The 22,377-nt window shown below is 43.0% G+C and carries 13 protein-coding genes and 1 tRNA gene; 3 read left to right on the forward strand and 11 right to left on the reverse strand.

All coding sequences use genetic code 11. From position 1 onward, the window contains the following. Window positions 1-243: 243 nt before the first annotated feature. The 11 genes from BLT41_RS08560 to BLT41_RS08610 form a co-directional block, all read right to left on the reverse strand. Window positions 244-4,164: a hypothetical protein gene (locus tag BLT41_RS08560; protein ID WP_092160142.1), complete on the reverse strand. Its 3,921-nt coding sequence runs from the start codon at window positions 4,162-4,164 to the stop codon at window positions 244-246. A gap of 191 nt (window positions 4,165-4,355) precedes the next feature. Continuing rightward, window positions 4,356-5,834, reverse strand: coding sequence for a hypothetical protein (locus BLT41_RS08565; RefSeq protein WP_092160143.1), 1,479 nt, complete (start codon window positions 5,832-5,834; stop codon window positions 4,356-4,358). Window positions 5,835-6,089: 255 nt separating this feature from the next. Further along, window positions 6,090-8,534, reverse strand: a complete 2,445-nt coding sequence (locus BLT41_RS08570; RefSeq protein WP_092160144.1) for a PAS domain-containing protein — start codon at window positions 8,532-8,534, stop codon at window positions 6,090-6,092. A 105-nt stretch (window positions 8,535-8,639) separates the two neighbouring features. Further along, complete coding sequence (locus BLT41_RS08575) at window positions 8,640-10,358, reverse strand: ATP-binding protein (RefSeq protein ID WP_092160145.1); 1,719 nt, start codon at window positions 10,356-10,358, stop codon at window positions 8,640-8,642. 58 nt (window positions 10,359-10,416) lie between these two features. Further along, window positions 10,417-10,785: a response regulator gene (locus BLT41_RS08580; protein WP_092160146.1), complete on the reverse strand. Its 369-nt coding sequence runs from the start codon at window positions 10,783-10,785 to the stop codon at window positions 10,417-10,419. After that, window positions 10,782-13,808: a transporter substrate-binding domain-containing protein gene (locus BLT41_RS08585; RefSeq protein ID WP_092160147.1), complete on the reverse strand. Its 3,027-nt coding sequence runs from the start codon at window positions 13,806-13,808 to the stop codon at window positions 10,782-10,784. Before BLT41_RS08585 ends, BLT41_RS08580 begins: the two co-directional genes overlap by 4 nt. 359 nt (window positions 13,809-14,167) lie before the next feature. Continuing rightward, window positions 14,168-14,842: a PilZ domain-containing protein gene (locus tag BLT41_RS08590; RefSeq protein WP_092160148.1), complete on the reverse strand. Its 675-nt coding sequence runs from the start codon at window positions 14,840-14,842 to the stop codon at window positions 14,168-14,170. Window positions 14,843-15,206: 364 nt separating this feature from the next. Beyond that, a complete protein-coding gene (locus BLT41_RS08595; protein ID WP_092160149.1) occupies window positions 15,207-16,046 on the reverse strand; it encodes a glycine betaine ABC transporter substrate-binding protein in 840 nt (279 codons plus the stop codon). Window positions 16,047-16,894: 848 nt separating this feature from the next. Beyond that, window positions 16,895-17,692 (reverse strand): DUF4145 domain-containing protein, encoded by a 798-nt coding sequence (locus BLT41_RS17555; protein ID WP_211477656.1) that lies wholly within the window; start codon window positions 17,690-17,692, stop codon window positions 16,895-16,897. Between the two features lie 68 nt (window positions 17,693-17,760). Then, window positions 17,761-18,342, reverse strand: a complete 582-nt coding sequence (locus tag BLT41_RS08605) for a hypothetical protein (RefSeq protein ID WP_092160150.1) — start codon at window positions 18,340-18,342, stop codon at window positions 17,761-17,763. Window positions 18,343-18,576: 234 nt separating this feature from the next. Next, window positions 18,577-18,652: transfer RNA gene (locus BLT41_RS08610), tRNA-Ala, on the reverse strand. 258 nt (window positions 18,653-18,910) lie between these two features. On the opposite strand from BLT41_RS08610, the gene BLT41_RS08615 reads away from it, so the two are divergent. From BLT41_RS08615 to BLT41_RS08625, 3 genes are read left to right on the forward strand one after another with little or no spacing between them, the layout of a single operon-like run. Then, complete coding sequence (locus BLT41_RS08615; protein WP_092160152.1) at window positions 18,911-19,903, forward strand: ABC transporter permease; 993 nt, start codon at window positions 18,911-18,913, stop codon at window positions 19,901-19,903. Beyond that, window positions 19,903-20,748 (forward strand): ABC transporter permease, encoded by an 846-nt coding sequence (locus BLT41_RS08620; protein ID WP_170830343.1) that lies wholly within the window; start codon window positions 19,903-19,905, stop codon window positions 20,746-20,748. Before BLT41_RS08615 ends, BLT41_RS08620 begins: the two co-directional genes overlap by 1 nt. Before the next feature lie 12 nt (window positions 20,749-20,760). Continuing rightward, entirely contained in the window at window positions 20,761-22,320 is a 1,560-nt protein-coding gene (locus tag BLT41_RS08625; RefSeq protein WP_092160154.1) for a DNA repair protein RecN, read from the forward strand. The last annotated feature ends 57 nt before the right edge of the window (window positions 22,321-22,377 follow it).

The following is a 22,377-nucleotide window of genomic DNA, read 5'->3' on the forward strand; positions in this document are numbered from 1 at the left end:
TGTCAACATTGCCCGGGTTCAACTTTATTACAGTAACGGCTTAGTCAAAAGCCATGGGTGCACACCAGACCGGACCGGATTCAGAGATCGAAAGCTCTTTTGCCCGGATGGAATCATCCTATAAAGACCAGTATACGCCATATGAGACTCTGGATCTTTCGTAACTACAAAATCGGGAAACAGGATATCAAGAAAAGAATCCTTACAATGCTTTACAGATTGGGGAGACATAATAATTATATCCTAAAATTTACCATATTTTTTTAAACGTCTATTCATGAAAACAAATACAGGAATGAGAACAATAAGCATCCACTCCAGACCAAAATCAGCGGCTGGGTTCATAACGCAACCAGTGGAAGAACCTTCACTTACGGGAGTTGACGGTGTGGGTGGTGTTGGCGGGACGATGTAAGAACCAAGTACAACAGGGTCTTCAATGATACCGGGAATTGATATCGCAGCATCGTATGGCCCACCATCCTTAATGCTGAAGTTTACAGTATAGGCTTTATTGGCAACTAAAGTGTCACTGGCTTGCATAACAGCACCAGCGGGATTAACTATCCAATAATCTCCGTCTGTCATGCCGGTTGGTTTTGAGTAAGTAATATTATATCTGACATTGGCCTTATCCCCCGGATATAACTTAGCAAGGACTAAGTCTTTCACAGCCATTTTTTCTGTGGGAATTACGGAGAATGCAAAGTTATGTACACTGCCAGCAACTATTTTCCCAGGAGCGGTTTTAAAGATCTGCGGAGCGGATATAAGAACAGCGTCAACTGGAGTTTTATAAATTTCAGCCAAAGATTCAGGGGTGGCGCCGGGGTCTGAAGTGGCCGATTCGAGAAGTCCTTCGACCTCGCCCACGCCTCCGTCAACATCAGAGTCTGTGCCGCCGTCCGCAAAGAAAGTTACTGATACGAAACCTTCATGTCCTCCAGCCACGGCAAAATTTTTATCAAGAGAACTCGTGATCGCTTTTATGTCGGAGCTGGAATCGGTTCCGGCAAGCAAAGAAGTCCAAGCGTTTGCAGTAATAGCTGCCTGATAAACCCTGCCGTTTGTTGCTCCTACTAAAAGAGTATCCTCTGTTCCAGAAGCACACAAAGGTGCTTCGGAAAGTCCAAATTTAAGCATGGTACACTTGGTACCATCATATTCAAAGACGGCTTTGGGGTTACTGCAAGTAATAATAATTCTTGTGGGACTAAGCACAGTGATAGAGGTAAACGTACTAATAGTTTCCTGATCCGGAAGAATATCTATCAACTTAGAATTCCACTTATCCTCTTCCCCTGATTGCGTCAGCACTTGAAGTTGAATATTTATATACTCATTAGCACTAACCCCCTCAGAACTATCAACTGTTGTCTCTTCCCCATCAAAAGATATAGAATTCCCGTCGTCATCAATTTCAGTCATCGACACGTATTCGCTCACTTTACCAGAGTCATCAGATTTAATGGTATATATAGTGTTACCATCAGCGGAGATAGCAAGGCACTTAGTATTTGATACAGTTACCATTTTACCATCTGAGTATTTCTGATTAACTACTGAAGCTCCATCGTCAGTGATAGCCTGTAACATGCTGGTCTTACTATCAATAGCGTATACCCCCTTTGTACGAGGCATAGCGGCTATCTGCGTATATATATTATTTTCATCAATATTGTTTGTGTCATATTTTATAAATTCACCTGACGAAACTCTCATGCCTATTGTACCGTTATGTAAGGTAAAGACATTTTCACCCGAGCCTACTATCTGTAAAATATCAGCGTCAGCTTTATTTTTATCGATGCTCTCAGAAATAACAATTTGGTTGCCCCATGTGATGCCGGTCCCTTTTGCATTCACTGTTCCCTTACGGAGCAAGCCTTTTTCTCCACCAGCATACACACTGCCATCAGTGTCAGTGTAAAGAGCGTTTATATCTTGAAGCTTTTTTTGATAACCTATTTTGGTAAAATGTCTGGATTCGGTTCGATAGATGTAATTTTTAGTTTCACCATCTTGAGTTGCTTTGCCTGTGACCATGGCGCAATTGTCTTGACAAGAAATTGCCAAAGGATTTTGAGGAGCGGCGTAAGGACTGTCTGGTATCCCCACAAGATTTCTCCATGTTCCAGCAGTAGGATTTTCAGGAGTAGCACCAGAATAATTCCAGACATGAGGAGGGGTACAGCCATCAATTACAAATAGGTTGTCAATCTCTCCAGTTATCCAATTTACATTATTTGTCATGGTATGGCTCATGGTCGCTTCGTGAGTACCAAACCCAATATCAACCGGAACCATTTTGTCCTTAATGTTCGCAGGATTTTTGTCTGCCATGCCTATGTCATTAATGTATTTAATAGGTCCGTCCTTAGCAATTATGAATAAGCCCTTGTATGATCCATAAAGTTTCGGAGAATTAGAAATGGCCTTCTGTTCTAAACTTTTTAATTGATGACCATTCTCTTTTTTGGGATTTTTTTTAATAATATAATTGCCGTCATATTTCTCATCCCTAGCGACAACAAATAGCGACCTGTCTTCCTTTATTTCATCGTTATCTCTACTACCTGTCAAAGTATAAAGTCCGTTCTCTGTTGCAGCCATGCTGGAATAATAACCACTATGAACATCTACAGTCTTAGTGGAACCCCACTCAGAGCATGTGCTCATTATGTCCCCTTCAGAACCTAATAAAAAACTACGCCATGTAGGTCTCGCGGCTATATCTGCGTATATATCCGCAGCAACCCATGCCGAGACGAGGATTTTCCACGTCTTATTTTTAGAATAAAACCGCAAGCTTGTTTTCTCAACATCTTCAGTTGTTAAGGTGGAATAATTAGAATTCAGCAAGCGCTGTTTGGGTTTCTTTGTAATCTCGATATGTCTTCTGTGCTTTTTCCAAGTCTCACCACTATCCCTGCTATAATATGGACAATAGTCGGTTCCTATAAGGTAATATCTCCCTTTTTCACTATTATCCCCCAACAGTGTTGTGCTAGCTTTACTGCAACCTGCAATACGGTCCCAATAACTGATATTAGATTTTAAAAATGTACCATATTCACCCACAGCAATAACTGTCGGGCCACCTCCACCAACCACAGCAAGCAAGTTTGCTGTACTGGTGGAACTAAGACTATGATTGATTGTGCCAACGACACTTCCCAATTCATAAATAGCTCCAGCCCTACCCACGGCGTATCCGACTGCATCTTCAAAATTATAAGTTACATCTGTGAAAGAGGCAGAATTTGTGCCGGTGAATAGTGCGGCTGTCTCAGCACCATTATTACTAAAAACAGCCTGCCCTTCATGACCGACAGCAAGCAGGGAGTCCTTGCTGTGACCGCTTGGTCTTCCACAAACTAAACCTGTGATATCGGTGATATTAGGTATTTTCTTAGCAAGAATGGTGAGAGGTCCATATTCGCTGGTGATGCTTTCCAAATTTATAGTTGCACAGTTGGTTCTTGCAGTAGTTTCATCATTATCGGGATCAAATTCATTACCGCCGATATACAACTTTCTATACCCGCAGCCAATACTGGTGGGTGTAAAATCAGTAAGACTGGAGGAATCAGAAGTAAAACTCACTTCTGAAACAGTGTATTCTACGAGTTTATTTTGAGAGATCGATATAAAAAAAAGTTTTGCTTTGTTTGTGAGTATATATAGTCGCCTAGGTATATTAATGCTTTTAGCGGTCGTAAACGAAGGAGTGGCGAGCACATCAATCACCTCCTCACCATCTGCAAGATCAATATGAGAATCTACTGTTTTGTCACCAATAAGAGAGATCTTAGTAAATGTCCCCGAGACAGCAGCATCGGAAGCCATATAGCCATCAACAGTGACAGCATGAAATGCATTGTAATCAGTGCCGGTAGGGTTCGTCACAACATCCACAGCAGCATAATCAGCCCCCACAGGGGACGGTACAGCCTCGAACGTGCTATCCTCAGCAACTAAATTTTTATTATAATAAATCTTTCCTTCTGTTCCAACAACGACGGCTTTAACGCTAGAAATAGCAGCCGCTGTAAGCTTCACACGCTCCGTTACCGGAGAAGCCTGATTCCAACTGGCAAAACCGTTTGCAGCTAAAAAGGTAAATATAACGCTCAGCAAAATCACTTTAGAAAATTTTTCCATAACCCTTTAACCTTTTTAACTAAATATGACTTCCACATATTAAGGTTGTGATCAATATCCTGACGGTTGATTTCAAATTCATCCGGTGACAACGAATCAAGGACTAGCTTTTTTAATGGGCCTAACTTTCCAGAATAACTTAGCTAAGAAATAACAGCAAGCATAGCGGAATCTGCACTAAGCGAAAAAGATTAAAAATGAGGAGCCTGTTCCGGCAGCGCATTAGAATCAATACCTTCACACAGCCCGTTTTCCACCGTAAGATTACCGCTCGCATCAATCGTCACAGTCCAGATGGTGTTGTAATCCGTGACTGGCCAATTCTCATTGAGTAATGAGCCTGCGGCTAAGCCATAGCTTTCGAGAAGCTTATTTATTATCGGCTTAATCCTTGTTGATTCCCACGCGAGCAATATAGACTTCCCAGTGAAAGTTCCACCGGTAAAGAAAAAATCACTGGCATTCTTTGCTTGATTCGGCTTCATAACTAAGAAACTGGAAACCAAGTGATAAGGTAAATTATTGGCTATAGCATAAGGCCATACGGTTAATGATGGCCTGACATACGAAACGTTGATATAATCTGATGGATTGATAATTTCTGTTGAATACCACTGTGCGGGGTCGCAGGAGTAAACCATATCGGGACTTATTTTGCCGGAGAAAGCATTGGGAAGATCCAACGCACGCCATTGTCCTGCCCCCACAAAGTTTCCGTTTTCAAAACCATGCTTCGGATCTGGATGCGCTTCTGCATGCCGGACAATATAAACAGTCTCACTTTTATTAATATTAGCAGGAGCTTTAGTACCAGCAACCGAAATTTTAGAATAGGGTTGCTGCAAATATGTACATGGAGCTCTTACAATCGGCGAAGGAAGTTCAGGGTATGTGGAAGGAGGATTCAGATAACTTTCATAAATAATCAGACTCGCCTTTCCATCAGGCGAGATGGAGATCACATAAACAACATCCGGCCCGCTATAATTCGCCGGTATATCCAGAGCAAGTCCATGATACCGATTGATCTTATCCATCAGAGCGCTGGAAGTCTCCCATGGCGCAGAAAAAACATAAAATCCCGGATTGTTTTCATAGATAATACCCGTTGCTATACCAACGTTATTATCTTTCATGTCGTTGAAATCCAACCCGATACAATCAGGGCAATAGTCATCAGGAACCACAACACCGCCAGGCACAGAACCGTCTCCATATGACACTTTAATGGGGTAGCTGTTAGCGGTATAGGAAGAATATCCAGCAGCAGGAGGGATGGCTACAGTATGCCGATTAAGAAGGGCAAAATGCTGTATTGATCCTATGGCTGTCATGTCCGGGTAGTTATTTACGGTTTGCAAATGAGTCATCGGCGAGAGCGCATAAATGCTGGTTACATTTTCCCCTCCCAGCACGTGATTCTTCAAGTACGTGCCCATGCGGAGCGCTCGCTGCAACCCCTGACTGGTAAGGTTTGCAGTGTCTGGATTAATATCACCGGGACCGTTGTAAGCCAAATCCGAACTTACCACGAAGATCAAATTAATATTCTCATCGCTTAGTGATTCATTTCCATCGGAAGCACCAAACAAACATCCTGACAAACATAAAATCAGTAAAACATCCAAAACGATTAAACAAAATGTTTTGGATTTTCCAGAGAAAAGCATAAACCTATTCCTTCCTTATAAAGATCCCGGTAGAATTCAGATGAATGGTGCGGTTTTTATTTTTTATTTGGGAGAATTCATTGCATACTAGAGTATTATTTTAAATATGACAGGCAGACTGTCACACATAAAATTGATAATTTAAACACTTATATTTCAAATGTTTTTTTTCGTAAGCAATAGGAGTTAGGTCTGAAAGATTTGACAAAAGAATAAGGTCTGGGGGATAGAGTGACGTTGCCTGTCTCGAAAGAATCAATCCACTTTTAATGGTAATTTGATTGTAAAAGTCGCGCCAATGCCCTCTTGGGAATCCAACACAATAGACCCCTTATGCTTTGTTATTATGGTGTGTGCAATGGCAAGCCCCTGCCCAGTACCTTTGCCAACTTCTTTTGTTGTAAAGAAATGATCAAAAACACGATTTATATTTTGTGTCGAAATACCACAACCGTTATCCTGTACGGATAACGCTACGTTTCCATTCTCTTGAAATGTGGTGAGTGTTATTCGGCCCTTTTCGGGCTTATTACCATTATTCATGGCTATTGCGTGGGCAGCATTCACAAGGAGAATTAAAATCGTTTGATTAATTTCACCGGAATTGCATACGATATATGGGAGATCCTCATCAAGATTCATTACAACCTCGGCAACGTACTTCCATTCATTTTTCGCAATGACAACAGTGTTTTTGACTAGTTCATTAAAATCTGTGAGCTGGACACTTTCAATATCAGGATGCGCAAAAAGTTTCATGGCCTGAACAATCTTTGAAATCTGCCCCACGCCTTCTATACTATCAAGAATGGATTTCTTCCACTCCAGAGCAAGCTGAAGTGAAGTATCCTCGACAGGAACGCTATCTATAAATATCCTTCCTTCAAGTTGTTTAGGACTTTTGAGATCCTCCTCAATTTCAGACCAAGAGTCTCTCATAAATGTCAGGTTGCCTAATATGTATTGGAGAGGAGTGTTTATTTCATGAGCAATACCAGAAGCCAGTTGACCAACGGCTTCGAGTCTTTGAGCCATCGCAAGCTTGTGCTCCATATCAACTCGCTCTGAAATGTCAGAATTAGTCCCAACGACCCTGACAGCTTGACCATCCTCGTTAAAAATGGCCGTCGCTTTGGAGAGTATATTCACCCAGTGCCCATCTTTATGTTTCATCTTGAATTCAATCTTAAAACGATCACGCTTTTTATTGATAAGCTGTTCCAGCATATTCCATACTGCCTCAGCATCCTCTGGGCTCATCAAGTCTTTCCACGCCGAAAAATCGTTGGAAAGTTCATCATAAGCGTATCCGAACATGTTTTTCCAACGTAATGAATAATATATTACGTTAGTGCTAAGATCCCAATCAAAAAGGCCATCCTGAGTAGCATTAATTGCATATGTAAAACGTTCTTCGCTCTGCTTCAATGCTAGCTCAGCCTGCTTAAACTCAGTTATATCCCGCAGAATACCCGTCATTGTCAGGTTCTCGCCGTTAAAATCTAACTTATGATCACCAGCCACGTGAATCCACCGCACTTCACCGTCGACACGATGGATGCGACAATCAAAGGCCAATGCTGTACGTGTTGCAATGGCCTTCTGGAAAATCAGATCAGTTGTAACCCTGTCTTCCGGCAAAACATGTTCTAAAAACATTTCATATGTCCAAACAGGTTGCAGCTCCTCATATCCAAAAATCTGGTCATGAAGCAGGGTGCGTGTTGTTGCATGATTCTGCAAATTCAAATCCCACGCTCCTATACGACTCACTTGCAGTGCAAAATCCAGCCGAGCCTCGCTTTCTCCAATCTCTTTTGTTTTCTTCAAGACTAACTGTTCAAGTCGATTCTGCTGCATCAACATTGAATAAATAAACAAAAAAATTGTCGAAGAAAACACTAAAGCCAAAACACGCCATATATATAGATGCAAAAAATAACTATTCCCCCAACCCAGTTTAGGAGAAATGGCTAATTCCCATTTCCCATCCGGCAAAGGAATTGTTACCAAAACAGGGTGAGTATTAAGTACGCTTTCATCTCCCTTAAAAACTATTCCATCATTGCCGATTAGGGCAAACTTACAACCGTTCATTGGAGATGAGATATTCGCTTCATTTAAAATCGGCTGCATATCTAAAACCATAGAAACAAATCCCCAAAAAACATCGTCTTTAAAAACAGCCATGCGGCTGACAAGACCAAGTCCTCCTTGCCTTAACTCATACGGACCACTCAATACCATTCTTCTTGTAAGAATAGCCCTTTGCACATCTGCCTGCACATTTGGACGTTCATCTTTGAGTAGATTATGACCTACTGCCTTTTTATTACTCTCAATCGGGTATACAAACGTATTAACCCCTTTTGGAGCAACGACAAAATTTCGAATCCCTTTCGCAGAAGAATAGAGTCCAGCTGCAAAAAAATCAAAACTCGACTTATCTTTCGTTTTATTCTCTGGAATAATTATTGTTTTGGTAAAATTTTTAAGTCCCAATAATAAGGCTAATCTAGAATTAATAATATTAGACAAAGAACGGGCAGAAACCAGAGCTTTATCATGATATCTTAATCTTTCTGCTTTGATCAGCAAATTCTTATAATAATAGTCTACACCAAATAAAAGAAGAAAGAGAAGAGACACAATGACTGCGGATAGAGCGATTGTTTTTTTGCTAAAATTCTTAATTATCATCACGTTTGCCTCCAATGACTTGGCACTCACAATGATTATACCAGAAAAGGATTAGAAAGATAACTCATGTATGCACAAAGCAAGTCTGACTTACCAAGGGCATTTTTATTGCGGAGTGATTAACTTTTCAGAAGGCTCTATTTTGGGTCTCGGAAGCAGAACGGTGAAAGTTGTTCCCTTACCTTCCTCGGTTTCGAATGTTAGCTCTCCTCCATGGTTTTTAACTACTAAGGTACGGGCTATAGTTAATCCCTGTCCCGTTCCCTTGCCGATTTCCTTAGTAGTGAAAAACGGGTTGAAAATGAGGTCACGGACCTTTTCTGGAATGCCTGTTCCATTGTCCGAGCAAGTCAACATGATCCATGAGTCGTCGAACGAAGTGCCTAGGGTTATCACACCCTTTTCAAATTCTCCGGATTTAAGCTTCGGAACTATGGCATGGACCGCGTTGACGATTAGATTTATGATTACTTGGTGGATTTGATCCACGACACAAGGTACGGGCGGAAGGTTCTGATCTAGGTTCAGCTTCACATCGGCGGAGTATTTCCACTCGTTGGTGGTTATGGTAACCGAGTTGCGGACGGCTTCGTTCATATTGGCACTGGTCATTTTGTTATTAGAAGGATGAGCAAATTGATTAGCCGAACGCACGATCCTGATAATATGTTCAATACCTTGCTTGGATTCGTTCAAGGCCTCGGGAATTTCAGTCAGCAGAGATTCCGTTTCTAATTGGCTCAAAAGGGCGGCAACATCCTCGTGTTGATCGGCCCCGGGCAGCTCTTTCAGTTTCCGAATCACGTTCTGCACGACCGCGAAGGTGTCCATGACGTAGTTAATGTTGTTCTGAATGTAATTGCATGGGGTACTGACCTCATGGACGAGACCAGCCGCCAAGCTGCCAATAGCCCTCATTTTCTCCGATTGGACCCTGAATTCTTCAGCCTGTTTGCGTTCGGTGATGTCGATGATGAAAAATTCATATGCCTCTACTTCTCCGTTTTCTACGGAAATAGCTCTACCGTGTATCTCTACCCATATATCCCTGCCTTCAACGCTCTTGAGCACGCATTCTGGAAAACCACCTTGGTCGTTTGTTTGGATTAACTCCAGATGGCGATCCCACTCTTCTTTATTCCGGCAGAGGACATGGGATACATTTTCCACCCGTTCGACCATGTCATCGGAAGAGATGTAACCGAGCATGGCTGCCAGATGCTGGTTTGCGCTTTGAAGCTCACCCTTTGGCGAAGTACGCATGATGCCGAGGGGTGCGAATTCCACGAGCTGCCGATATTGCGCTTCGCTCATCTCCACACAATGTCGCCCTAGCTTAACTTCCTTATCCTTCTTGATCAGTTTGTTGGTTAGGATCGCGGTGTGCCTGCTATCGTGATTACTCGTATCCTTAGGCGGGATGGGGGAAATGTCTGGACTGGAAGAACTGTGTTCTTCCAACACCTTAATTATTTCCTTCAGAAAGAGATCTACTTCCATGGGCTTGATTAAAAACTTGGACACTCCTATTTCGTAGGCATACCGGGCTTCGGAGTCATCGGTGTAAGTCGCGGTGTAAAATACAAACGGAATATTCCGCAGCTTTTCAGTCTCCTTGCACTTGCGGCATAAGGTGAATCCGTCCATCTCCGGCATGAGGATGTCTGAAATGATCAGATCCGGAATCTGCTTCTGAAGCAGATTCCAGGCTTCAAGACCGTTTGTCGCGCTTAAAACCTTGAACCCCTGACTGGTGAGCAGAGTATCCAGGAGCGTCAGGGAATTATCATCGTCTTCTACTATTAAGATTAATGTACTTATCACTTAATCCTCCGAAATAACAGAATTTGTGGCATTACCACTTCCGCTGAGCAGGACTTAATTACGTATTATCAAGAAAGGACTGGATCTGTTGTATAACTATCTCCGGATCTATGGGCTTTTCAATATATCCGTTACACCCCGCGTCCATAAGCTTCTCGCGGTCTCCAGCCATTGCATATGACGTCATGGCGATGACGGGGATAGACTTTGTCGCCTCTGTAGCCCGTAGCTTTGCCAACACTTCGGTGCCGGAAATATCTGGAAGCTGGATATCCAGAAGGATGAAATCCGGATGCTCAGTAAGGGCTTTGTTATATCCTTCCATTCCACTCATTGCTGAACTATATTCATAACCGTATGCATTAAGAATGAAAGATATAAGCTCCAAATTGTCATCATTGTCTTCAATAATTAAGGCGCGTTTCATAAATCTTTCCCTGCATTATTATCATTATTTTTGGAAAAGTTATTCAGATCAATCGGAATACGCATACCGAATGTGCTCCCTTGTCCCGGTTTGCTGTGCATGAACACTTCGCCATGCAACATCTCGGAGACGAGTTTTTTGGTCAAATAGAGCCCTAAGCCGGTCCCTCCGGCCTTGACCTTCAAGTGAGATTCCATTCGCTCGAACGGCTCGAACAGACGAGGCATGTCCTTTTCTTCGATGCCGATCCCTGTATCCTTAACCTCTATCTCCACTTGGCTGTCCTGACGAACAACACTTAATGTAACCGTTCCCTTCTCCGTGTACTTTATGCTGTTACTCAGAAAATTGAGCAGACATTGCAGAACCCGTTTACGGTCGGTCTTCATAAGGATTTCACCGTTCATATTGACTTGAAGCGCAAGCCCTTTCTTCTCACGCGCGGGTTCAACAACGGTCACGGCCTCTTGGATCACTTCGGACAGTGAGAATGGCTCGATGAACACGTCTACCCGGCCAGATTCGATCTTAGAAATGTCTATAACATCCGTAATCAGCGCGAGTAGATGTTTGGAGGATTGGTAAACCCTGCCCAACTGACTCTTCTGTACATCGTTCAGCTCACCCGACATGCCCTTAATCATGATTCCAGTGAAGCCGATGATTGAGTTAAGCGGCGTGCGGAGTTCGTGAGACATGGATGCGATAAACATTGACTTGAGGTGGTCGAGCTCCTGCAATCGGTCATTGGCAATGCGCAATGCTTTAGCGTTTTCTTGTAACGCTTGCTCAAAGTTCTGGCGTTTAAACGCATTTGTAAATACCTGCCCCGTGAGCTGCATAAAGGCTGTTTCAACATCGTCCCACTTTACACCGTCCTTTGAAGAGGAAATCCCCAGAAGTCCCACGATATTACCTTCGTAGCTCAAAGGCGTCTCGAAAAGGGAACCTATATGTTTTCCCTCAAGCCATGTCTTTGCAGATTCCTCTCCTGGCTCCAGAGCCGCCACAGAAGGGATAATAATCATCTCTCCATTCATGATTTTTTCCTTGCGCCATGGAGTTTGAACCAATTCCAGACCATGGTCCTCACAGGTTGAGCTCCCGCCTTTGGTCCCTTCCTTCCACATCTCTGCGCAGTACAATACCCCGGAGCTATCTACGCGCAGGAGGTAGACTGTATTGGCCTGAAGTACCTGTCCTATCCGTTGCATTGCCCCTTGCATGGCGGTGTTGATGCGTTGGTACGGAAGGCTGACGAAGTCGGTGGAAATCTTGGTAAGCATTCCCTTCAATTCATTGCTGTACCGCAGTCGGGCCTCAACTTCTCGTCGTTTGGCTACTTCCTTTTTGAGATTGTAAGTCCATGCGAAAATGATCAGAAGGAGAAGGCTGCCTCCGATTGCGATATTGATGGCATATTTCTTAACTACGATTGGATCTAAACCCGTCTTGAACTCTAGGCCAACCCAGCGTTGCATGATGGCCTGTCCCTCCTCCGGCGTGATGGACAGGAGAGCTTTGTTGATCATAAGGACCAATTCCGGCCAGTCTTTACGGACTGCGAAATATAGGTTCGATTGGCTCTCTCCGGCGGGTGCGGCAACCTTCAGGTTGGTTAAGTCGAGTGTGCGAATCCAGTAAGCCACAGCAGCGAGGTTGCCTACCATAGCGTCAGTGTCTCCCCGTGACACGCTTTCCAAGGCATCTCTGAGAGTCTTGTACCCTACAGGGCGTATGGCAGTATTTTCTAGCAGGTATCCTTCATGGGAAGTGTTCTCCTGCACAGCTATCTTCAAGTCGGCGATGTCGCTCAAACCTGTGATGAACGGGGCATTTGTCCGGGTGACCACGATTCTGTTGTACTGCGTATAGGGTCTGGAATAACGAAGGAACTCCATTCTCTTGCCAGTCTTTCCCACACAGGGAAAGGCATCAATATTCTTTTCCCGTGCTTCTTTCACAGCATCGTCCCATGAAAGGTCGGTGACGCGTTCAAACTTGATACCTAAACGCTTTGATACCAGCCGTACGTAATCAGAGGCTATGCCGCCAAACTCACCGTTGGCTCCCAAAAATTCATAGGGAACGAATTCAGGGTCCACAGCGAAACGCACTACTGGATGCGCCCGGACCCAAGCTTCCTCTTCTTCCGTGAGGGCGATGCGCTCGGTGCCGTCCTTGGTTGAGACTATGGGGGTCATGGGAGGACCTATGGTCAAATATTTTTCCAAAGACCTGTAATATGAGGAGTTCTTTTCTCTTTTTAGCTCAATAAGGTCCTTGTCTATGGCGGACTTGAGCTCCTTGGTCAGTTTGCCTTTTTTAGGAAAAGCAAAATGTAGATTAATGGGATTGAATATGATCGAGGTCTTGCCCACGTTGTAGTGGCCTTCGAAAACGACCCCGTAAATACGATTTACGACGCCTGCGTCTGCTTGTTCCATGTCCAGCATTTGGAAGACATCTTTATATGAGGCTACCTCTATGAACTTTGCCGGCTTAACATCGAATCGCTTGAGTAATCCCTTGATTCCTCCCTTGCCCGAAGTGTGAATGCTACCTTTCATAACCGCTATGCGCAGTCCTTGCAGTTCCGTAAGGGTCGCTACATCCAGATCCGCGCGGGTGTAGATGGCTCCCCAGTTCATGAACACGCTTTCATCATTGAAATCGAACTTCGCGGCTCTCTTTTTGGAATATGCGACATCAACCATTATGTCGATTTTGCCCGATTCTAGCCGCTTCATGCATTCGGGCCATGTTCCACTCACGTATTCGAGTTTCCAGCCCTGCCGCTTAGCCACAGCGCTGAGTATGTCCGGAAAGATACCTGCATATTTCCCCGTGTTATCAAGAAAAATTTTGGGATAATTATCGTATGCCCCCACCTTGACGGTCAGGGGGGTAGAGATGGCTTCGGCTGCGGATGAAGGTAAAGATACGACCAGACAGAGTAACCATAAGACGAAGGCCACTATCCATCGATGTCGTTTTGAGACGAAAAATAAAGTGGAATTCATAGCACTCCTTGTTTCGGGAGGAATCCCGATTGCCGGACAACATCCGAAACTCCGATTTCCTTTGCATAGAATTACGGTTAGCCAGCGGCAATGCCTATTGCGGCTGGTTTCCGCAAAGAATTTTATTCTTTTATGATAGTTATTAATATAGCACTTGAAGTAAATTAATAGCAATAATTATGACAAAATAAGTGGGGGGTGACGGAAAAAGGAGTGTATTAAAGCTGGTTACAGTGAATAGTTCATTCCACTGTGCAGATTTGAGTAGTGTAAGTGTTCTTTCAGGACATTCTTCGACGAAGATGACAACCAATACACGACCAAATGTTACAGATAAAACATAAGCTCAGATAAAAAAACTATATATCGAAAGACTCAATGACTTTTTTCAGCAAGGTGTGTGAGTCATCTTCAAAACTGACAAATTTAAAACCCATTGAAATTTTATTTCCACAGCTAATAAAATTACGTACGACTCCTACTCCGAACAACATTGCAGCGCCTTCTTCATATTGAAACTTGAAATTGACGAACTCATTTTCCTTAATCTCCTCCATTGTCTCACCTTTACGAAAAACAAAAGAAATCCTACCGCCCCCTTCAGAAATATCCCTGAATACTCCCTTATATTCTTTGTCTTTATAGGTAAGAATTACAGACTGAAAACATTCCACTCGCTTATTATTTCTGAGGTTAACTTTTTCAAATTTACTTGGATAAGCTAAATAAAGAAGTGGATAGGGATAAGTCATAACGCGGGTGACAGTTGCCCTGAATCCACAGAGATAACACCCGTCACACTTTGCTCTGACAGTTACAGCTGAATCCTCAATCAATATTCGTTTGTAATTACCTTCCCGCAAAGCAGGAAGCCAGATACTAAGAAAATAGCCGGGCCTAATCCCGACAACTTCTCCCCACAATCTTTCACCTGTGGAAAACAGCTCAACATTGGCATTACCACCATGCTGCAATCCCAAATTATCACTTGCTCCACTGGAAACCACGTCCTGCTCAACCTGCTTCTCACTCATTATATTTAGTCACCATCCCTTAATAAATATCTTAAACAAAATATCATACGGAAAATATAAGACCCACGATAATCGTTGTGTATCAGCGCATTAGAAAATAGTCTATGATATTTGAAAAGCAATGCATCAATAGAATAAAAAAACGCACAATTAAGTCGTATCCAGCCTTTTCCCACTTCATCAAAATCAAATGAATCGGGTATTTGTCATTCCTTGTTTTTATTAGATTAACTAATCGGACGCGGGCTTCTGAGATATTGCAAAAAGAAACCCCGCCTCAATTGAAGCGGGGTTTCTATTATTAGAACCTAAATGACATAAAAACTTGGCCTCTTGCAAAATTTGCCGGAGGCTTCTTTTTTAATTACTTACCGAGCCATTTTTTCAACAACTCAGGATGGTTATCCAGAAAAACATTTGCGTTTTTCAACGGGACAGCCCCTTCTTCCTCATTTTTAAACATCTCTGTCTGCATCACATCAATATCCCAATAGATACGATCCAAAATTGCAGCGGCTTCTGGGTAATCTTTGGAGAATCCTTTGCGCACGATAGTTACGATTTCTTCTGGACCTCCCAAAATACCTTTGGGGTCTTCAAGATATTTGAGTTCCCAACGTCCGAATTTCCAATGCGGCGACCATCCGGTTACCACAATCCATTTTTTTTGACGGATCGCATCACCAAGCATAGCAGTCATTGCCGCCCCGCTGCTTTCCTTGAGTTCTAAATCAAGATCATATTCTTTTATGGCCGTTTCAGAGAGCAACATCAGCCCCGCGCTAGGAGCTATACCTACAATTTCATTACCAAACTTATCTTTATTGGCATTGAGTTCGGTTATTGAATCAATGGTCACATATTTGGGAACAACCCACCCCAGACGGGCCCCTTTGGTGTTGGCTCCATAGTTTTCGACCTTGTCTTTAACCTCGGCATAATAGGTACCATGTGTCTGCGGAAGCCAGGCCCCGACTGACGCATCAGCTTCACCTATCTCAAGAGCTTTCCACATGGTAGCTACTGAAACCATCGTTATCTCAGCGTCGTAGCCCGCACGATCAAGAACAGCAGCCGCCAGATTGGTAGAAGTAATCGCACATGCATAAGGCGTAGTCACAAGCTTAATCTTCGGTCTGTCCGCAAATGCATTTGTAGATAGAAATACAATCAGCAGGACAAAAGGTATAATTCTTTTAAACATCTTATCTCCTTTAAACAAAAACGTTTTATTACAGACTTATTCAAATTGAAGCGTCCCTCACCTGAATTGCACATTTTCAGAATGGGATATTTCAAAAAAAGTTCAAAATAACAATACTTTACAACACACACTCATAAAAGGACACCACAAGGTATAAGACGGCAAAACATCTTATATTTTATCCTAAATATATAAAGTAATTTATGGGTAAACGCTTTTATAGCGCATCATATTAATCTTAAAAATGAAATTTTGGATTTAAATACAATGCACAAAGTAGAATTCAAAAAACAAATCAATGTAACTATTGAGAACACAATATCAACACTGCATCGCCTAAGCTTACTATTAATATTGATTCAGAGTTCATTATGTGCGCAGATATGTAATAATAAACAACAAGAGCCTGTTTGGATTTGAAGTAAAACAGATTTATTTCATACCCACAAGGTGACCTATTGGGTACATAGTAGGTATACAGCATACCCAGTAGGCTATAAGCGGGATTGATACGCGAGTGAAGAAATCAGGGAATTATTTTGCCCTGCAAGGCGAGGTTTCGGGGAATATTTTACGGAAGGCTGGTGAGGCAAGCCTATTACACACATACGCCGCGCACTGGCCAGAACTGCAGACCCGAAAGGCACCGATCTAGCGTACCCCGCTTGCCTATACGATATCCGACACCTTTGGATCACAACGATGCTTAATCAGGGAATAGAGATGTCAACCATAGCTTATTTGGCCGGAACTAGCGTCCGTATGATTATGAAAAACTATTATGAACCCCATTCAGCGGATCTGGCGCGGGCTTCTGAGGTTTTGCCTCAGTTGTAGAAAATAAAGAGCTATTTCTTTTTTCCATTATCTCGCTTTTCTATGGCTTCAAGCATGGTACTAGATTGCCCATAGAAAGATTCTTGAATTTCTTTAGGTCGTGAAATCATTTCCTTTACAATTATATTAACGAAGCTAAAAAGTTGGTAAGCTATATCCTTATTGTCATTTAGATTTATCTCAGCCGGATGGACAGCTGCATTTCCAACTATGCGCACAACATCCAAAGCTTTCTGAATCATAGGATCCAAACCATCTTGTACTAAGCTGGCAATATCAGCATTAATATTTTTACCTGGTTTTCCCAGATGCTTACACAACTTTTGAATTGCAAGACGCAATAAAGCGGCTGCGCCTCTTGGTGAATCATTGACTATCAAGGCCGCTTCTTCAAAATCACAACGAACATCATCAGGCATATCAGAGTTCGGATCTACCTGATATTTTTGTGCAGGGTAAATGAGTTTATCGTAAACCCACACAGCTATTTTTTTACACGCGTAACATTCACTAAGGTGAATGTTACCCGCTAAAAATCGACTATAATGAGAATTTTTCTGTTTCTCTAAAAAAGGAATACCTGAATTAACCTTTTCACAGTAATCTATTGTCGCATTTTTTTGATCTTCTTCCACATCACTAGCAGCCTCAATAATTGCACGAAAGTCTTTAGCTGGAAAAAATGGTGTTCCATCCTCACCTACTGGCTCTATATATAATTTCTTCCAACTCTGACTGGTATATGCTCCGCAGCAAGGACAATTAAAAGACTTTTCAGATACAGTTGCAGGCTTACTTCTTATAACCATTTGAATCTCCAATTTATTAATGAATCATATTGACCAAAGTTAATTAAAACTTCTTACGAATCTAACCTTTACCTTCCTAAATAGACATCATTGCAGCGTTTTTTGCTGCTCTCTCGCAAGCTATTTTCAATGCAACTCTTCATATGTTGATCTGAAATTTTTTGTAAACGACGCCAGTTAATAACACCATATGAAAAAATAGATATTCCTAAAAATAAAACTAACCATAATTTTACGAGCACTTCATTCAATTCTTTTGATAAAGTTGAAATAGACTTACTTGCATACCTTAACTCTATGCATTTTAAGTTGAAATCTCGGATTTTATCTGAATTTGCAGAAACTAAATCAAACAATTTATCTACCTCGTTATCCCAAAGCCCCTTCACCTCTTTCGTTATGTAATTTTTCCTAATCCTTTCTAACTCTACTTCCCGATCCTTGATCCTTCCGTCTAAAACGTCTCCACTTTTTCTAAGGCATCGAATCTCCACATCTAGCATATCCGATTGTTTTTCAGTCTCGACTTTTCGATGCTCGATTTCACGCGAAATATTATATGGGAAAATAATCGCATAAAAAAGAATTACAGCTCCTAACGTACAACAAAATGAATAAAAATTGCTTGAAGAAAAACTTGGCAAACTCATTAGACCTCCAATTAAACTTAACCGGCAACAATACTTTTATTAAGCCAAGTGACCTTAAAAACTTTCCTACAGTGCCGCAAGTCTTCTTCAGCAAAACTTCGCAAGTCATACAAACACAGAAAACCCGCCTCAATTGAAGCGGGTTTTCTCGATTTTTAAAGGCTCTGTACGTAAAGCCTGTACGTAAAAACAAAAAAAAGGTTTACAGTTTTACCCGTAAACCCTTGAAATATATGGTGGAGCTGAAGAGAATTGAACTCTTGGCCTCTTGAATGCCATTCAAGCGCTCTCCCAACTGAGCTACAGCCCCACTCGTTGTGAAAAAGTATCTACAGATTACTATGCAACCTGTCAATACTCTCTTTTGTTTTATTTCAATTTTATTCTGAACATACTGCTAAAACATCACTTTTTTGCTGATCAGCCTTGGCTTTCACCCTTTCATTGAATATTTTTAACTTACTATACTTAATTACTCATCGATTCAGCTGTTGATTAGCCAGCAGACTTAGACTATCTTAGTAAAGTTTTGATAAGAGTCTAACTCTCTACTTTTTCACGAGGTATCATGCTGGATATTGCCTTTAAAATAGCTTCAAAAATAGCTTGGGTCGGTGTTGTCTTCATAGGCATCACTGTTATCAGCTTCTGGGTAATTCACCTTGCCCCCGGCTCGCCTACAGATATGCAGACCACCATGAACCCGACCGCTACAATCGAAACCCGCCAGAAACTTGAAAAACTTTACGGGCTGGATAAACCCCTGCACGTTCAATACGGCAAGTGGATTTCACGTATGGTCCGTTTCGATTTCGGACGCTCAATGTCCGGCGATAACCGTCCTGTGTGGGAACGCATAAAAGAAAGACTGCCTCTCACCTTCGGCATGAATGTAGCCTCGCTGTTGCTGACACTTTTGATAGCCGTACCTATAGGTGTGTACTCCGCGTGGAAACAAGGAGGCTGGTTCGACCGGGGAATGACGGTCTTTGTTTTCATAGGCTTTGCTGTGCCGGGCTTCTGGCTGGCACTTCTGCTCATGCTCTGGCTGGGCATCTATTACCCGATTCTGCCCATATCCGGCCTGACATCACTGGATTATGAGATGCTCTCACCGATGGGTAAATTTATTGATGTTTCGCGCCATCTGGCCCTTCCCATTTTTATATACACATTCGGCAGTCTGGCGGGAATGTCCCGTTTCATGCGTTCATCAATGCTGGAAGTTCTCCGGCAGGATTACATCACCACCGCCAAAGCTAAAGGGCTTCCCATGCGGACGGTGCTGTTCAAACATGCCCTGCGCAACGGACTGCTTCCTGTCATTACTCTGCTGGGCCTTTCCATTCCCGGCCTTATCGGCGGCAGTGTTATCATTGAATCAATTTTCGCCCTGCCCGGACTGGGACAGCTTTTTTATAATGCGGTTATGTCGCGTGACTATTCATTAATTATGGGTAGCCTTGTACTCGGAGCACTGCTCACCCTTGCCGGAAACTTACTGGCAGATGCGGCTTACGGTTTTGCCGATCCCCGCATTCGGGCCGGAGGTAAGGACTGATGCTGAACAAAAAACCACTTACTCCCCCCACCCGCTTTGAAAGATACGGCTTGCTTATTCTAGGGCTGACACTCGTGGGAACCATTTCAATTGCGGCAATCTGCGCGCCTCTGCTGACGTCCTATGACCCTTTTGCACTTAATGTGGATAACCTTCTGCAAGCTCCGAACTTAACGCACCTGTTCGGAACAGACGCGCTGGGCCGCGACGTTTTCTCCCGTATTCTGTACGGCGGACGCGTCTCGCTCTGGGTCGGATTTGTCGCAGTTGGAATTTCGACAGCTATAGGACTTGTGCTCGGGCTGACAGCAGGGTATTTCGGAGGTCTGGTTGATGAAATAATTATGCGCGGTGTTGACGTAATGCTCTGCTTTCCGTCATTTTTCCTAATTCTGGCGGTTATTGCCTTCCTTGAGCCGGGCCTCATGAACATTATGATTGTGATAGGATTCACCTCATGGATGGGCGTGGCAAGACTGGTGCGAGCGGAAACGTTGTCGCTTCGGAAGCGTGATTTTGTGCAAGCATCAAAGCTGGCAGGCGCTGGACCAATACGCATCATGGCAACTCATATTCTGCCAAACGCCATAACACCGGTGCTCGTTTCGGCTACTCTCGGCGTGGCGGGCGCAATACTTGTGGAATCATCTCTCAGCTTTCTCGGTCTCGGAGTTCAGCCGCCTGATCCATCTTGGGGCAACCTGCTCATGGATGGAAAAGAGGTTCTCGAAATTGCTCCGTGGCTCTCTATTTTCCCCGGAATGGCGATACTTCTAACCGTTCTGGGCTATAATCTACTTGGTGAAGCATTGCGTGATATTCTTGACCCCAGACTGAAACAGTAAACGGGATAATAAATGCTGGAACTGCTTAGAATACGTGACCTTGCCCTGATTGAAGATGCTGAAATCGAATTCGCCCCCGGCATGAATGCCCTGACAGGCGAAACAGGAGCAGGTAAATCTTTCATTTTGCGCGCCATTGATTTTTTAACAGGGCAGCGCATGGCTCCCGATATGGTTCGCCCCGGTAAAAAACAGGCTTTAGTTGAAGCTATGTTTGTACATCCTGACGGACAGGAATCAATCGTCCGCAGAGTTCTTTCCGCTGAAACTGGACGTAGTAAAGTTTACGTCAATGACAAGCTCAGTTCACAGGGAATCATCCGTGACATGGGCGCGACAATGATTCTGCACACCAGTCAGCATGCTCAGCAAAGGCTCTTACAACCATCATATCAATGTATGATTCTTGATACTTTTCTAAAAGATAAATCTCTGCCCAAAATAAAAGAAAATATTTTAAACTCATTACGTGAACTTCTTGCAAAGAAAGAAGCTCTGAAAAACCGTTCAGCAAATTTGCTTGAAAAAAAAGATTTTCTCGAATTTCAACGCACTGAGATTGAAAAAGTTGATCCCTACCTCGGTGAAGAAGAGGAACTGCTCAGTAAAAAGAACCTGCTTCGTCAACATGAAGATGCTGGAAAATGTATCCAGAATACCATGGATATTATACGCGGTGAACATGACCTGTCAGGGGGACTATCCGCCCTTACAGCTGAAATGGAACGAGTCTGTGACCTCTTCCCCGATTACGAAAAAGATCAGGAAACAGTAGTTGAATTTAAACATTTTCTTGATGAACTGGGAACACGTCTCCGTTCGCAGCCGCTGGATTTTGAAATGGAAGAGTCTATCGATGATATCGAAAGCCGTCTTTATGATCTTTCAAAACTTAAGCGTAAACTGGGCCGCACACTGGATCAAATTGTGGGTATGCAGAAAGAAATTGAGGACAATCTCAACTTCCTTGATTCCTGCGCCATTGAACTTACCCAGCTTGAACGGAAAGAAAAAGAACTTGTCGACAAGCTTAGAGCGGCTTTGGAAACTCTTTTCGAAGCCAGAAAAGTTGCTGCAACGAAACTTACGTCCCGCATTGAAGCTGAACTGAAAGGACTGGGTTTTTCCGATCATGTTCACGTGGAATTCGAATTTGAACCCCATGAACTTTATCCGGATTTATATGAAATGCGCGGCAGACTTATGTGGGTTCCTAACCCCGGCCAAGCTCCGCAACCTCTTGAAAAAATTGCATCCGGCGGTGAGCTTTCACGCTTCCTGCTCGCCATTACGGGATTGCAGGGTGAGACAGATAAACCGACACTCATCTTTGATGAAATTGATTCAGGAATAGGCGGAACCACGCTGAACAGAGTCGGCGAAAAGATGCAGGAGCTTGCTAAGCGCCAGCAAATGATACTAATCACCCATTGGCCTCAGCTCGCAACTCTCGCGGACAGGCACTTCCTGATTCATAAAGGTGTGGTGAACAAGGAAACATTCACAACATGCAGACAGCTTAATGAAGCGGAAGTAGCCGCTGAACTTTCACGTATGAAGGGTAAGGAATAAAAGGACAAATCCAATTATTTTAGAATTTCCGTAAAAACTTGTTGACGCAGCTACAAA

Origin of the sequence: Maridesulfovibrio ferrireducens (assembly GCF_900101105.1) — a bacterium.
GTDB classification, from domain to species: Bacteria; Desulfobacterota; Desulfovibrionia; order Desulfovibrionales; family Desulfovibrionaceae; genus Maridesulfovibrio; species Maridesulfovibrio ferrireducens.